General features: G+C 66.1%; 13 protein-coding genes and 1 tRNA gene. 3 read left to right on the top strand and 11 right to left on the bottom strand.

The window, feature by feature from the left end:
* Position 1: 1 nt before the first annotated feature.
* Both Q0Q02_RS12320 and Q0Q02_RS12315 read right to left on the bottom strand, forming a co-directional pair.
* Positions 2-343: a hypothetical protein gene (locus Q0Q02_RS12320; RefSeq protein WP_293809776.1), complete on the bottom strand. Its 342-nt coding sequence runs from the start codon at positions 341-343 to the stop codon at positions 2-4.
* Between the two features lie 225 nt (positions 344-568).
* The gene (locus tag Q0Q02_RS12315; protein WP_293809774.1) at positions 569-1,543 is read right to left on the bottom strand and encodes a quinone oxidoreductase; all 975 of its coding nucleotides are present in this window, start codon (positions 1,541-1,543) and stop codon (positions 569-571) included.
* A gap of 133 nt (positions 1,544-1,676) precedes the next feature.
* Here Q0Q02_RS12315 and Q0Q02_RS12310 point away from each other — a divergent pair, with 133 nt between their 5' ends.
* Positions 1,677-2,852, top strand: coding sequence for a UbiH/UbiF family hydroxylase (locus Q0Q02_RS12310; protein WP_293809772.1), 1,176 nt, complete (start codon positions 1,677-1,679; stop codon positions 2,850-2,852).
* 123 nt (positions 2,853-2,975) lie between these two features.
* Here Q0Q02_RS12310 and Q0Q02_RS12305 read toward each other — a convergent pair whose 3' ends face one another.
* Both Q0Q02_RS12305 and Q0Q02_RS12300 read right to left on the bottom strand, forming a co-directional pair.
* On the bottom strand, positions 2,976-4,097 hold the full coding sequence (locus tag Q0Q02_RS12305; protein ID WP_293809770.1) for a CaiB/BaiF CoA-transferase family protein: 1,122 nt from the start codon (positions 4,095-4,097) through the stop codon (positions 2,976-2,978).
* Positions 4,098-4,233: 136 nt separating this feature from the next.
* A complete protein-coding gene (locus tag Q0Q02_RS12300) occupies positions 4,234-5,205 on the bottom strand; it encodes an AEC family transporter (protein WP_293809768.1) in 972 nt (323 codons plus the stop codon).
* A gap of 272 nt (positions 5,206-5,477) precedes the next feature.
* On the opposite strand from Q0Q02_RS12300, the gene Q0Q02_RS12295 reads away from it, so the two are divergent.
* Both Q0Q02_RS12295 and hspQ read left to right on the top strand, forming a co-directional pair.
* Positions 5,478-6,527 carry a CoA ester lyase gene (locus Q0Q02_RS12295; protein ID WP_293809766.1) on the top strand — a complete coding sequence of 350 codons (1,050 nt, stop codon included), beginning with the start codon at positions 5,478-5,480 and terminating at the stop codon, positions 6,525-6,527.
* 111 nt (positions 6,528-6,638) lie between these two features.
* Entirely contained in the window at positions 6,639-6,968 is a 330-nt protein-coding gene (gene hspQ / locus Q0Q02_RS12290; protein ID WP_047578680.1) for a heat shock protein HspQ, read from the top strand.
* Positions 6,969-7,108: 140 nt separating this feature from the next.
* Here the strand turns inward: hspQ and lpdA are convergent, their stop codons facing one another.
* The 7 genes from lpdA to Q0Q02_RS12255 form a co-directional block, all read right to left on the bottom strand.
* Positions 7,109-8,548 (bottom strand): dihydrolipoyl dehydrogenase, encoded by a 1,440-nt coding sequence (lpdA, locus tag Q0Q02_RS12285; RefSeq protein WP_293809764.1) that lies wholly within the window; start codon positions 8,546-8,548, stop codon positions 7,109-7,111.
* An 18-nt stretch (positions 8,549-8,566) separates the two neighbouring features.
* Positions 8,567-9,901, bottom strand: coding sequence for a pyruvate dehydrogenase complex dihydrolipoamide acetyltransferase (locus Q0Q02_RS12280; RefSeq protein ID WP_293809763.1), 1,335 nt, complete (start codon positions 9,899-9,901; stop codon positions 8,567-8,569).
* A gap of 15 nt (positions 9,902-9,916) precedes the next feature.
* Positions 9,917-11,317, bottom strand: coding sequence for a pyruvate dehydrogenase complex E1 component subunit beta (locus Q0Q02_RS12275; RefSeq protein WP_293809761.1), 1,401 nt, complete (start codon positions 11,315-11,317; stop codon positions 9,917-9,919).
* 59 nt (positions 11,318-11,376) lie between these two features.
* Positions 11,377-12,474: a pyruvate dehydrogenase (acetyl-transferring) E1 component subunit alpha gene (gene pdhA, locus Q0Q02_RS12270; RefSeq protein ID WP_293809759.1), complete on the bottom strand. Its 1,098-nt coding sequence runs from the start codon at positions 12,472-12,474 to the stop codon at positions 11,377-11,379.
* Between the two features lie 277 nt (positions 12,475-12,751).
* On the bottom strand, positions 12,752-13,030 hold the full coding sequence (locus Q0Q02_RS12265; protein WP_293809757.1) for a septum formation initiator family protein: 279 nt from the start codon (positions 13,028-13,030) through the stop codon (positions 12,752-12,754).
* Between the two features lie 121 nt (positions 13,031-13,151).
* A tRNA-Lys gene (locus tag Q0Q02_RS12260) sits at positions 13,152-13,226 on the bottom strand.
* Positions 13,227-13,329: 103 nt separating this feature from the next.
* Complete coding sequence (locus Q0Q02_RS12255; RefSeq protein WP_293809755.1) at positions 13,330-13,611, bottom strand: hypothetical protein; 282 nt, start codon at positions 13,609-13,611, stop codon at positions 13,330-13,332.
* Positions 13,612-13,789 lie beyond the last annotated feature (178 nt).

Genomic DNA, 13,789 nt, shown 5'->3' with positions numbered 1-13,789 from the left:
CTCAGTTCACCCGGCAGATGCGGCGGATGCTCCGGCCCTGCCGGTCCTTCGCCAGGAACTGGTCGCTGCAGCCGTCGTTGTTCTGGACGGCTTGAGTCCGCTGCGGCGGCTCGCTGCAGTCATAACTCTGGCAATTCGTGCCGGCGACGCGGGTCTTGACCGGGCCGGGAACCCTGACCCGCTCGTGGTCCTGACGCCGAATGGCGAGGATCGAGTCGTCGCGGCTGCCGCCGTCCCCGCCCGAGCCGCCTCCACCATTGCCACCTCCCTGCTGCGCCAGCGCAACGCCGGAGAGGGTCAAGGTCGCGAAGAGAAAGCCGACGATCTGAAGCCTGCTGGTCATGACGTCACCTCGAATGGTTTTCGGCGGATGCCGCCGATGCCATTTGGTTGCGCCGATGGGCCGCAGGGTTCATTGCCCCACAAAAAATGCGCCCGGATATTCGGGCGCATCGTCGGTACTTGACGTCATTCCCGGGCTTGACCCGGGAATCTCATGACCAGAGACCCCTGGTTTTCGAGATGCTCAGGGCTCAACCCCGAGCATGACGGCCTTGATCGGGCCTGATCAAGGAATGAGCACCGTCGAGCCCGTGGTACCACGCGATTCCAGCAGGCGATGCGCGTCGGCTGCATCCTTCAGCGGGAAGGTCGCGTTGACCGGCACCTTGACCTTGCCGCTCGTCACCGCCCCGAACAGGTTCTTCGCCATCGCGATCATGGTCTCGCGCTTGGCGGTGTGGGTGTTGAGCGTCGGGCGGGTGACATAGAGCGAGCCCTTGGCGGCGAGGATCCCGAGATTGAAGGCTTCCACGGCGCCCGAGGCATTGCCGAAGCTCGCGAGCAGGCCGAAGGGCTTCAGCGTGTCCAGCGACTTCATGAAGGTGTCCTTGCCGACGCCGTCATAGACCACGTCGCAGAGCGCCCCGCCGGTGATCTCCTTCACCCGCGCCGCGAAATCCTCCTCGCGGTAGTTGATGACATGGTCAGCGCCATGAGCCTTGGCGAGCTCCGCCTTCTCCTTAGAACCGACGGTGCCGATCACGGTGGCGCCCAGCGCCTTGCCCCATTGGCAGAGGATCAGGCCGGTCGCGCCGGCCGCGGCATGGACCAGGATCGTATCGCCCGGCTTCACCTTGTAGGTCCGATGCAGCAGATATTCGGCGGTCAGCCCCTTCAGCAGCATGCTGGCGGCGGCCTCGTAGGAAATGCCCTCGGGCAGCGCGACGACGGAGGCCGCCGGCACGATGCGCTCCTCGGCATAGGCGCCGAGCGCCGAGACCACCGCCACGCGATCGCCGGCCTTGAACTCGGTGACGTTCGGGCCGACGGCGAGCACGTCGCCGGCGCTCTCGTTGCCCAGCGTGAACGGCATCTGCGGCGCGGGATAAAGGCCAGAGCGGAAATAGGTATCGATGAAATTCAGGCCGATCGCCCGGTTCCGGATCAGGATTTCGCCGGGACCCGGCTGAGGCAGGGTGACGTCTTCGAACTGCAGGACCTCGGGGCCGCCGGTCTTGTGGGCGCGAATGGCTTTGACCATGAAAGGCATCTCCTAGGGATGGATGCCCGACCATAATTCATCGAGCAGGAAAGGCATCCGTGCCCAACGCAGAACGCACCTTGCGACTTTGCGGCCCGTGGCCAAGACGCCGCGTATCGGCTAGCCATGGGCCATGAGCACGGACACTGCCGATCAGGTCGACATCGCCATCGTGGGCGCCGGCGCCGTGGGCTTGGCAGCCGCTCTCGCGCTGAGCCGCGAGGGGCGCCGCGTCGCCCTGCTCGGCCCGGTCGCGACGCCGCGCGACGGGCGCACCGTCGCCCTGCTCGACGGCTCCTGGCGGATGCTGGCCGATCTGGGCGTACAGGACGCCTTGCTGGAGAAGGCCGCGCCGCTAGCCGTGATGCGCCTCGTCGATGACAGCGGCAGCCTGTTCCGCCAACCGCCGGTCGAGTTCCGGGCCTCCGAGATCGGGCTGGAGGCCTTCGGCTGGAATATCGAGAACGCCGACCTGACCGCGCTCCTCGCTGAGAAGGCAAGCGCGCTTTCCGGTCTGCGGATGAGCCCCGGCTTCGTCCGGGCCATCGAGCCGGAAGCGGACGGCGTGCGCCTCTCCGGGGAAGGCTTCGCACCGTTGAAGGCCGGGCTCGTCGTCGGTGCGGACGGCCGCAATTCGCAGGTGCGCGCGGCAGCCGGCATCGAAAGCCGCGACTGGCGCTATCCGCAGGTCGCGCTGACCGCGATCTTCGAGCACCGCCGCGATCATCAGGAAACCTCGACCGAGTTCCACACGCGCAAAGGTCCCTGCACGCTGGTACCGCTACCCGGTCGGCGCTCCTCGCTGGTCTGGCTCGTCGATCCGGAGGAGGCTCCGGCCCTCGCCGCGCTCGATGATGCGGCCTTCGCCCTGCGGGTCGAGCGACAGGTGCAGTCGCTGCTCGGCGCAATGACGGTGTCGGGGCCGCGCGGCAAGGTGCCGATGGGCGGACTCTCGGTCGAGCGCTTCGGCGCCGGGCGGATGGCGCTGATCGGCGAGGCCGCGCATGTGTTCCCGCCGATCGGCGCCCAGGGGCTCAATCTCGGCCTGCGCGATGTCGCGGCGCTGAGCGAGGCTCTTGCCGGTGCCACGGATGCGGGAGCAGCGAGCGTCATCGCCGATTACGACGGGGCGCGGCGGACGGATGTCCGCCTGCGTACGGGCGCGGTCGATGTACTGAACCGGACGCTGCTCACCGACCTGATGCCGGCCGACCTGATGCGCGGCGCCGGGCTCCTGGCGCTGTCGCGGATCGGCCCGCTGCGGCGCCTCGTGATGCGGCAGGGATTGGCCGGCGGCGCAGCGCAGTAGGAAACTCCGTCATGCTCGGGCTTGCCCCGAGCATCTCAGGTCGAAGGAGGCTTCTACCACTCCACCTGCAAAAGATTCTCGGGTCTGCGCTTCGCTCCGCCCGAGAATGACGGCCACGCTTCGTCAGGCTTCACCCAATATCGCCCGCGTATCCGCCCCGCTGGCCGCGACCTTCCGTAAGCCAGCCGCCTGCTCACGAAAGACCGGCGCCAGTGGCAATGGCGTCGAGACCAGACGCCGCCCCCCAGGCTCCTCGACCTGAGCATCGAGCAGTCCGCGAGCGCTCATCTGCGGATCGGAGACCGCCTCCTCCAACGTCCTCACCACCGTGCAGCAGCAATCGAGCGGCTCGATCAGCGTGCGCCAATGGGAGGCGTTCTCGCTGACGATGATGGCGGCGATTCCGGCCCGCGTCGCTTGCGGGTCGCGGCGGTCGTCGCGCAGCCTCTCGTCGAGCCCGATCCCCTCGCAGAAGCCCTGCCAGAACTTGGGCTCGATCGCGCCGACCGCCAGGAACCAGCCATCCGCGGTGGCATAAAGCCCGTAGCGCGGGCTCGCACCGGTCAGCAGGCCTTCCCCGCCGTCCGGGAAGGAGCCGGTCACCTGCCCCTGCGCCAGCCCGTACCAGGCGAAGGTCGGCATCGCATCGGCCATGGCGATGTCGAGATGGCAGCCCTGCCCGGTGCGGTCGCGCTGGCGCAAGGCCAGCAGGATGTTGAGGACGGCCGGCATGGTGCCGCCGGCGATATCGGCGACGAGCGGCGGCGGCAGGGGCGGCGCCTCGCCGCGTTTCAACGACTGGCCCAGCAGGCCGCCGAGCGCCTGGTAGTTGATGTCGTGCCCGGCCTCCTGCGCGCGCGGACCGTGCTGGCCGTAGCCGCTGATCGAGCAATAGATCAGGCGCGGATTGATCGCCTTCAGCGCCTCGTGGCCGAAGCCGAGCCGCTCCATCACGCCCGGCCGAAACTGCTCGATCAGGATATCGGCTTTCGCGATCAGCGGGGTCAGCCGCCCCAGAGCGTCCGGCGCCTTGAGATCGAGCTCGACCGAGCCCTTGCCGCGATTGAGCACCGCGAAAGGCGCTGCCGTCTCGCCAAAGCGCGGCGGGAAGCCACGCATGTCCTCGCCACCCGGCCGCTCGATCTTGATGACGCGCGCGCCCGCCTCCGAGAGGAACAGGCTCGCCAGCGGCCCGGGCAGAAGCGTCGAGAAATCGAGGACCAGCAGGTCGTCCAGCGGCAGCATCCGGCATCCTCAGTTGCGTCGTCGACCAACGGACATCGTCATTGCGAGGAGCGAAGCGACGAAGCAATCCAGGGGGACGGGGTGGGACGTTTCACCCGGTCCCCCTGGATTGCTTCGCTGCGCTCGCAATGACGACCTAGTGAAACAGATCAGCCGCTATCCTGCCCGTCTTCACCAGCCACAGGAAGCCCGACAGCGTGACCATCGACACGATGGTGCCGACGAGGATGCAGGCCGAGGCGCGCTCGACCCCGACCTTATACTGCGTCGAGATGACGAAGATGTTCAGCGCCGGCGGCAGCGCCGCCATGATGATCGCGGCATAGATCCAGTTGGTCGGGATGCCTCCCAGCGCCGAGAGCAGCATCCAGACCAGAAGCGGATGCAGCAGCAGCTTGATGAAGACCAGCGCCGGGACGCCGGCCGGCATCCGCTTCATCGGGCGGAGCGCCACGGTGACGCCGAGCAGGAAGAGCGCGCAGGGAGCAGCCGCTTGCGACAGCCATAGCACCATCCGGTCGAGCGCCACCGGCAGTTCGAACTTGAGATAACTCGCCAGCACGCCGGCCAGCGTCGCGACGTTGAACGGATGGGTCAGCACCCGCCAGACCACCTCGCCGGCCGTGGCGAGCAGGCTCTTTTTCTCGACGCCGGCGACGGCCATGAGCAGCGGAACCAGCGAGAACAGCAACACGCTGTCGAAGACGAAGATCAGCACGACCGGCGCGCTCGCCTCCGGCCCGAGCGCCGCCAGGATCAAGGGCGGGCCCATATAGCCGATATTGGAATAGGCGCCGGCGACGCCCTGCATCACCGCCTGAGGCAGATCGCCCTTCGCAGCCTTCAGCCCGATCGCGAGCGACAGGCAGAAGGCGCAGAAGGTGGCGAAGGTCGTGCCGGCGATGAATTTCCAGTTGGCGAGCTCGCTCAGCGGTTTGTCGGCGATCAGTCGGTAGAACAACGGCGGCAGCGCGACATAGATCAGGAAGAACTGCAGCCAGGCCAGCCCTTCTCCCGGCAACCGCTTGTAGCGGCCGATGGCGAATCCCAGCAGGATCAGCCCGAAGAACGGCGCGACCAGATTGAAGATGCTGAGAAGGTCGGCCATCGGCGGCGATTTCGTCCTGCGGAGAAGGCGCCCGCTTTCGGCCGAACCCGGCGGACATCTGCATCTAGCGCATGGCTCGAAGGCAGCAAGGGCTTTTGGAGCGTGCACACCTTCGCCTGACGCAATAGTCAGATAAAATGCCTAGGAAATATCACCTACCGCCGGTAGTGGGATTAATAACCTAGGCATTCCAGCCTATCGACAGCCGAAAGAACCATGGACGGCACGCAACGTCTCGGCCACAGTCGCTGCATTGCAGCATGGAGCCGCCGATGACGACCAGGACGCCGCGCCAGTTCTTCCGCCCTCTCGCGATCGGTGCCCCTGAGCCTTTCCGCGAATTGCCGCTGCGGCTGGAGCGGATGATCCATTTCGTACCGCCGCATCTGGAGAAGGTCCGCGCCAAGGTCGGTGAGCTCGCCGGACAGGTCGATATCGTGCTCGGCAATCTTGAGGATGCGATTCCCGTCGAGGCCAAGCAGGCGGCACGCGACGGCTTCATCACCATGGGCAAGGCGGTCGATTTCGGCAAGACCGGCCTGTGGACACGCGTCAATGCGCTGAATTCGCCGTGGTTCCTCGACGACATCACCGCGATCATGGGCGAGATCGGCGGCAAGCTCGACGTGGTCATGGTGCCGAAGGTCGAGGGCCCTTGGGATATCCATTATGTCGACCAGCTCCTGGCGCAGTTCGAGGCGCGGCATCTGCTGCGCAAGCCGATCCTGATCCACGCCATTCTGGAGACGGCGGAGGGCGTCAAGAATGTCGAGGCGATCGCCACCGCCTCGCCGCGCATGCATGGCATGAGCCTCGGCCCCGCCGACCTTGCCGCCTCGCGCGCCATGAAGACGACCCGCGTCGGCGGCGGGCACCCCGAATACAAGGTGATCGCCGACCCCTCCCCCGATGGCGGGCCGCGCGCCGTCGCACAGCAGGACCTCTGGCATTACACGCTCGCCAAGATGGTCGATGCCTGCGCCGCGGCCGGGATCAAGCCGTTCTACGGCCCCTTCGGCGATTTCGCGGACGCGGCAGCCTGCGAGGCCCAGTTCCGCAACGCCTTCCTGCTCGGCTGCGCCGGCGCCTGGACGCTGCACCCCTCGCAGATCGCCATCGCCAAGCGCGTCTTCAGCCCCGACCCCGCGGAAGTCGCCTTCGCCAAACGCATTCTGGAGGCAATGCCGGACGGCTCCGGCGCGGTGATGATCGACGGCAAGATGCAGGACGACGCCACCTGGAAACAGGCGAAGGTGATCGTTGATCTCGCCGTTCAGGTCGCGGCGCGGGACCCCGACTTGGCGCAGCGCTACGGAATGTGATGGGACAGTCGATCTCAATCGATTGATTTCGACGCATTTACGACGCATTGCTTGCGCAAGGCGGCAAGACCTAAGCCGGCGGCGCATTGGCCGGCGCGAGATGGATCTGTCATGGAAGCGCGTTCGGCCAAGTTCAGGATCGGGCAGGTGGTCAAGCACCGCATCTACCCGTTCCGTGGCGTGATCTTCGACGTCGACCCGGTCTTCTCGAACACCGAGGAATGGTGGATGGCGATTCCGGAAGCCATGCGCCCGTCGAAGGATCAGCCCTTCTACCACCTGTTCGCCGAGAACGAGGAGGCGGAATACGTCGCCTATGTCTCCGAGCAGAACCTCGTCGACGACGATTCCGGCGAGCCCGTGCGCCATCCGCGCGCCAAGGAATTCTTCCGGCGCGACCGCAAGGGCCGCTACAAGCTGGACCGTGCCGATCTGAATTGAGGACTGGCGGCGTTACTTGGCGGCACTTTGGGAGCCCGCCCGGTCGCCGGTCCCGTTGGCATTCATCATGCGATCGCCACCCCGGGCCTTTGCGGTGCAAAGCCCTGAGGTGACGATGGTGAGCACCGGCCTGAAGGCCTTCAGGCGTTCAGCACCTTGCCATAAGCGTCGAGCACGCTCTCCTTCATCACCTCCGACAGGGTCGGATGCGGGAAGATGGTGTGCATCAGCTCTTCCTCGGTCGTCTCCAGGTTCATGGCGACGACGAAGCCCTGGATCAACTCGGTCACTTCCGGGCCGACGAGGTGGGCGCCGAGCAGCTTGCCGGTCTTGGCGTCGAAGATCGTCTTGGCCAGGCCCGAATCCCCGCCGAGCGCCACGGCCTTGCCGTTGGCGACGAAGTTGAAGCGGCCGACCTTGATCTCGTGGCCGGCGGCCTTGGCCTTCGCCTCGGTCAGGCCGACGCTGGCGATCTGCGGGTGGCAATAGGTGCAGCCCGGGATCATCAGCTTGTCCATCGGATGCGGATGCAGGCCCTTGATCGCCTCGACGCAGATCACCGCCTCATGCTCGGCCTTGTGCGCCAGCATCGGCGGGCCGGCGACGTCACCGATCGCATAGACGCCCTTGACGTTGGTGCGGCAGAGATCGTCGATGACGATGCAGCCGCGATCGGTCTTCACGCCCAGCGCTTCGAGGCCGAGATTCTCGATATTGCCGACGACGCCGACGGCCGAGATCATCCGGTCGGCCGTGATCGTCTGCTTGCCGCCCTTCTCGTCCTCGATATGGGCGGTGACGGAGTCCGCGCCCTTCTCGACCTTCGTCACCTTGGCGCTGGTGATGATCTTCATGCCTTGCTTCTCGAAGGCCTTGCGGGCGAAGGCGCCGATCTCGGCATCCTCGACCGGCACGACCTGCGGCAGCACTTCGACCACGGTCACCTCGACGCCCATCGTCCGGTAGAACGAGGCGAACTCGATGCCGATGGCGCCGGAGCCCATCACGAGCAGCGATTTCGGCATCTTGGCCGGAACCATCGACTCGAAATAGGTCCAGATCAGCTTGCCGTCCGGCTCGATGCCGGGCAGCGCGCGCGGCCTTGCGCCCGTCGCGACGATGATATGGTCGGCGGTATAGGTGCCCTCGCCCTTGGCGTTCTTCGGCGGCGGCGTCTGCGGCTGCATGGCCGGCTTCTTGGTCGGCGCGACCGTGATCGTGCCGGGCTTGGTGAGCTTGGCCTCCCCCCAGATCACGTCGACCTTGTTCTTCTTCATCAGGAACTGGACGCCGTTGTTCATCCGCGTGGCGATGCCGCGCGAGCGCTTCACGATCGCGTCCAGATCGGCCTTGAACGAGCCTTCCAGTGTCAGCCCGTAATCCTTGGCGTGCTGGCCGTAATGCAGGATCTCGGCCGAGCGCAGCAGCGCCTTGGTCGGGATGCAGCCCCAGTTCGAGCAGATGCCGGCAAGATGCTCGCGCTCGACGATCGCGGTCCTGAAGCCGAGCTGGGCGGCCCGGATGGCGGCGATATAGCCGCCCGGGCCGGAACCGATGACGATGATGTCGTAGTCAGCCATGGTTTCTCTCCCGCCGCCTCAGACCAGCATCGCCATGGGCTTTTCGATATAGCCCTTGAACGCCGCGAGAAGCTCGGCACCGAGCGCGCCGTCGACGGCGCGGTGGTCGGTCGAGAGCGTCACCGACATCACCGTCGCGACAGCCGGCTGGCCACCCTTGACGATAACGCGCTGCTCGCCGGCGCCGACCGCCAGGATCGTCGCATGCGGCGGGTTGACGATCGCCGCGAAGTCCTTGACCCCGAACATGCCGAGATTGGAGACCGCCGTCGTACCGCCTTGATACTCCTCGGGCTTCAGCTTGCGGGCCTTGGCGCGAGCCGCCATGTCCTTCATCTCGTTGGAGATCTGCGACAGGCTCTTGTGGCAGGCATCGCGGATGATCGGCGTGATCAAGCCGCCTGGAATCGAGACGGCGACGCCGACATCGGCATGCTTGTGCTTGAGCATGGTGTTGTCGGTCCAGGACACGTTGGCATCCGGCACGGCCCTGAGCGCCAGCGCCAGCGCCTTGATCACCATGTCGTTGACCGAGAGCTTGTAGGCAGGCTTGCCGTCCTTCTCCGGCGCCGCGGCGTTGAGCTCCCCGCGCAGCTTCAAGAGCGCGTCGAGCTCGCAATCCACGGTGACGTAGAAATGCGGGACCGTCTGCTTGGCCTCGGTCAGGCGGCGCGCAATCGTCTTGCGCATGCCGTCATGCGGGACTTCCTCGTAGGAGCCCGGCTCGAACAGCTTCTTGACCTGCTCGTCCGAGGGGCCGCTCGCGAGCGGCGCAGCGGCGGGCTTCGGCGCGGAGGGCGCAGCAGCGGCAGCCGAAGCAGCCTTGGCACCGCCGCCTTTCTTGGCGGCCTCGACATCCTTCTCGACGATGCGGCCATGCGGACCGGAGCCCTTGATCGCATTGAGGTCGAGTCCGGCATCCTTGGCGATGCGGCGGGCAAGCGGCGAGGCGAAGGCACGGCTGCCGCCGGCGGAAGCCGGAGTCGCCGTGGGAGCGGCCGCAGCCGGTGCGGGCGCCGCGGCAGCGGCCGGAGCTTCGGCCTTCGGCGCCTCGGCCTTGGCGGGCGCGGCACCACCGGCCGCCGGAGCGGAGATGCTCTTGGCGTCCTCGCCCTCGCCGGCGATCACCCCGATCACCTCATTGACCGCAACATCGGCAGTGCCTTCCGGCACCACGATCTTGGCAAGCACGCCCTCGTCGACTGCCTCGACCTCCATCGTGGCCTTGTCGGTCTCGATCTCGGCGATGATGTCGCCGGATTTGATCGTATCGCCTTCCTTCTTCAGCCACTTGGCGAGATTGCCCTTCTCCATCGTCGGAGACAGGGCGGGCATCAGGATGTTCGTCGGCATCGGTCAGCCCCCCTCTCAGCGATAGCAGACGGCCTTGGCCGCCGCGACGACCTCGCCGATATTCGGAAGCGCGAGCTTCTCCAGATTGGCCGCATAAGGCATCGGCACGTCCTTGCCGGTGACGCGGGCGACGGGCGCGTCGAGGTAATCGAAGGCCGCCTCCATGATCTTCATGCCGATCTCGGCGGTGACGCCGGACTGCGGGAAGCCCTCCTCGACAGCGACGCAGCGATTGGTCTTCTGCACCGAGGCGATGACCGTCTCGATATCCATGGGGCGGATCGTGCGCAGGTCGATGACCTCGGCCTCGATGCCCTCCTTGGCCAGCGCTTCGGCGGCGCCGAGCGCATAGGTCATGCCGATGCCGAAGGAGACGATCGTCACGTCCGTACCTGGGCGCACAACCTTCGCCTTGCCGATCGGGATCAGGAAGTCGTCGCCCTTCGGCACGTCGAAGGACTTGCCGTACATGATCTCGTTCTCGAGGAAGATCACCGGGTTCGGATCGCGGATCGCGCTCTTGAGCAGGCCCTTCGCGTCGGAGGCGCTGTAGGGCATCACGACCTTGAGGCCCGGCACGTTCGAGTACCACGCCGCATAGTCATGGCTGTGCTGGGCGCCGACGCGGGCGGCCGCGCCGTTCGGGCCGCGGAACACGATCGGCGCGCCCATCTGGCCGCCTGACATGTAGAGCGTCTTGGCAGCGGAATTGATGATGTGGTCGATCGCCTGCATGGCGAAGTTGAAGGTCATGAACTCGACGATCGGCTTCAGGCCGGAGAGCGCCGCGCCGACGCCGATGCCGGCGAAGCCATGCTCGGTGATCGGGGTGTCGATGACGCGCTTGGGTCCGAACTCCTGCAGCAGGCCCTGGGTCACCTTGTAGGCGCCCTGGTACTCGGCGACCTCCTCGCCCATGACGAAGACGTCCCTGTCGCGGCGCATCTCCTCGGCCATCGCGTCGCGCAGCGCTTCGCGGACCGTGGTGCTGACCAGTTCGGCGCCGGCCGGGAATTCCGAGGAGGAATCGTAAGCCTTGGCCTGCGCCGGCACGCTCTGCGGCGCGCTGGCGACCGGAGCAACCTCTTCCTGCTTGGGAGCCTCGGCTGCGGGCGCCGGAACGGCCGGGTTGATCTTCGCCGGGTCGGCCGCGGCCGCCGTGCTCACATCCTCGCCCTCGGCGGCGATGATGCCGATCGGCGTGTTGACAGCGACATTCTCCGTGCCGTCGGCGACGAGGATCTTGGCGAGCACGCCCTCATCGACCGCCTCGACCTCCATGGTCGCCTTGTCGGTCTCGATCTCGGCGATGATATCGCCGGCCTTGACCTGATCGCCCTCCTTCTTCAGCCACTTGGCCAGTTTTCCTTCCTCCATGGTGGGAGAAAGCGCAGGCATGAGAATGTCGATCGGCATGAACGCACCCGGATTCTAAGACGCGGGGAAAAGGATGAAGGCCGGCAAGCGCAGGGCGATCAGCCCCGCGCGGCTTCCAGCAGGATGTCGGTATAGAGCTCCGACGGATCCGGCTCGGGATCGTGGGTCGCGAACTCGGCGGCATCGTTGACGATCTCGCGCACCTTGGCGTCGATCGCCTTGAGCTCGTCCTCGCCGATCTTGAAGTCGCGGATCAGGCGGGCGCGGACCTGCTCGATCGGATCGTGCTCCTCGCGCATGCGCTGGACCTCATCCTTGGAGCGGTACTTCGCCGGGTCGGACATCGAGTGCCCGCGATAGCGATAGGTCTGCATCTCCAGGATATACGGCCCCTTGCCAGAGCGGGCATGCTCGATGGCGCGGGCCGCCGCCTCGCGCACGGCGCGGACATCCATGCCGTCGACCTGCTCGCCTGGGATGCCGAAGGAGACGCCGCGGCGGGAGAAATCGGTCTGGGCGGAAGCGCGGCTGACAGCCGTGCCCATGGCGTAACGGTTATTCTCGATCACGAACACGACCGGCAGCTTCCAGAGCTGGGCCATGTTGAAGCTCTCATAGACCTGGCCCTGGTTGGCGGCGCCGTCGCCGAAATAGGTCAGCGAGACCGTCTTGTCGTCGCGATACCAGTCGGCGAAGGCGAGGCCCGTTCCGAGCGATACCTGCGCACCGACGATGCCATGGCCGCCATAGAAGTTCTTCTCGCGGCTGAACATGTGCATCGAGCCGCCCTTGCCGCGCGAATAGCCGCCGCGCCGGCCGGTCAATTCCGCCATCACGCCGCGCGATTCCATGCCGCAGGCCAGCATATGGCCGTGGTCGCGATAGCCGGTGATGACCTGATCGCCATCCTTGGAGGCCATCTGCATGCCGATCACGACGGCTTCCTGGCCGATATAGAGATGGCAGAAGCCGCCGATCAGGCCCATGCCGTACATCTGGCCGGCCTTTTCCTCGAAGCGCCGGATCAGCAGCATCTCGCGATAGGCGTGGAGATCTTCGTCCTTGGTGAAGGTCGGCGTGTTGCTGAGAGCCCCCTCGACCTTGCCGGCGCCTTCCTTGCCCGCCCGGGCCCGCGCCGGCTTCGCGGCGGCTTTGGGTTGAGCGGGAGCTTTCGACTTACGCGCGGCAACAGCCATAGGCGGTCCTCCAAGGTCATCCGACTATTGTTGTAGAGGATCGAAAAAACCTTGGCGAGCACGCTATCTCGCAATGCAGCATGGCCTAACCTGTTGAAAAACAAGAGGTGATGAACATTAACCGAGATCGAGTTAATCGATACGTCCGCGACTAAGTGCGGCGAGTTTTGGAACGCCCGGGCCGCTGGGTGGAACTCCGCCTTTCGGAGAAGGCCGGCGCGGCAACAACGAGATCGATCGACGCCATACGCCCGCAAGGGCGCCGGCTGTCGAGGGCTCAGCGCCCCATGATGACGATGTCGTTCTTATGGGTCCGGCCGAGGATCTCGCGGGCGTTCTCTTCGAGGAGATCGCGATCGACGGACTCGCTGCGCACCAGGGCGAGCTTCTGCTCCCAGGACTTGCGCTCGGTCACGAGGGTGGCAAGCTCGCCCTCCATGTCGCGCAGCGACTCCCGGATCGCGCCGCGCGCCTCGAGGCCGCGTGCGCCGTGTTGGGCGTGGAACATGAAATAGGCGACGGCCGCCCCCGATACGAGGTAGAGGGCCAATGTCACGAAGATCGACCGGAGACCGCGGCGAATAACCATGGCGGAAACGCTAGGACGGTTTGGTTTCCGGCGAGTTAACGGGGCCTCTGGGCGCCGCAGCAAGATTTCGCGCAGCGCATGCCTGCGGTGGTGAGCGGGGTGGGGATCGAACCCACGACCACATGATTAAAAGTCACGTGCTCTACCACTGAGCTACCCGCCCTCACCGGGGCGCTGAATACGGAGCCGAACGACGCCGGTCAACTCGTTCCGTGAAGATTGGCTGCAGCCAGGATCATTCCTCACATCTTTCAGCCAGACATCGTTCAGCCAAGCCGCCGGGTCACGCCGCCCCTGTGCCCGCGTCCGGAAGGAAGAGCCGGCGGCGCAGGCAGGAGATACGCGCCCCCTGCCCTGCCAAGCGCCGGCCAGCCGGGATCGGCATAGGCGTTGAGTTGCCAGCAGCGCAGGCGCTCGCGCTCCGCATCGCTCGTGGCATCGGAGCAGGCCGATACCTGCGAACGCTGCCAGAAGGCGGATGCAGGCCGGCTCGCGACGGCGATCATCGCTACCGCCAGGCAGGCCGGGATCAGAAAACCACGCATCATCCGCCCTTCCGGCACCTTGCACCCCACTGAAGACCGCTCATGATGCCCGCCACGCCCTTGCTGAAGGCTTAAGTCGATGCGACGCCCCAGCGGGAGCGCTCTCACGCCAGTCACAGTCGAGCATCAAAGGCGTTGTGCAACCAGGCACGCGCGCCGAATATAGGCGGCGAAGCGCCTA

Source organism: uncultured Allobosea sp., from assembly GCF_945956895.1.
Taxonomy (GTDB): Bacteria; Pseudomonadota; Alphaproteobacteria; order Rhizobiales; family Beijerinckiaceae; genus Allobosea.
The sequence above is the reverse complement of the archived record's forward strand: the minus strand, read 5'-3'. Positions and strand labels throughout refer to the sequence as shown.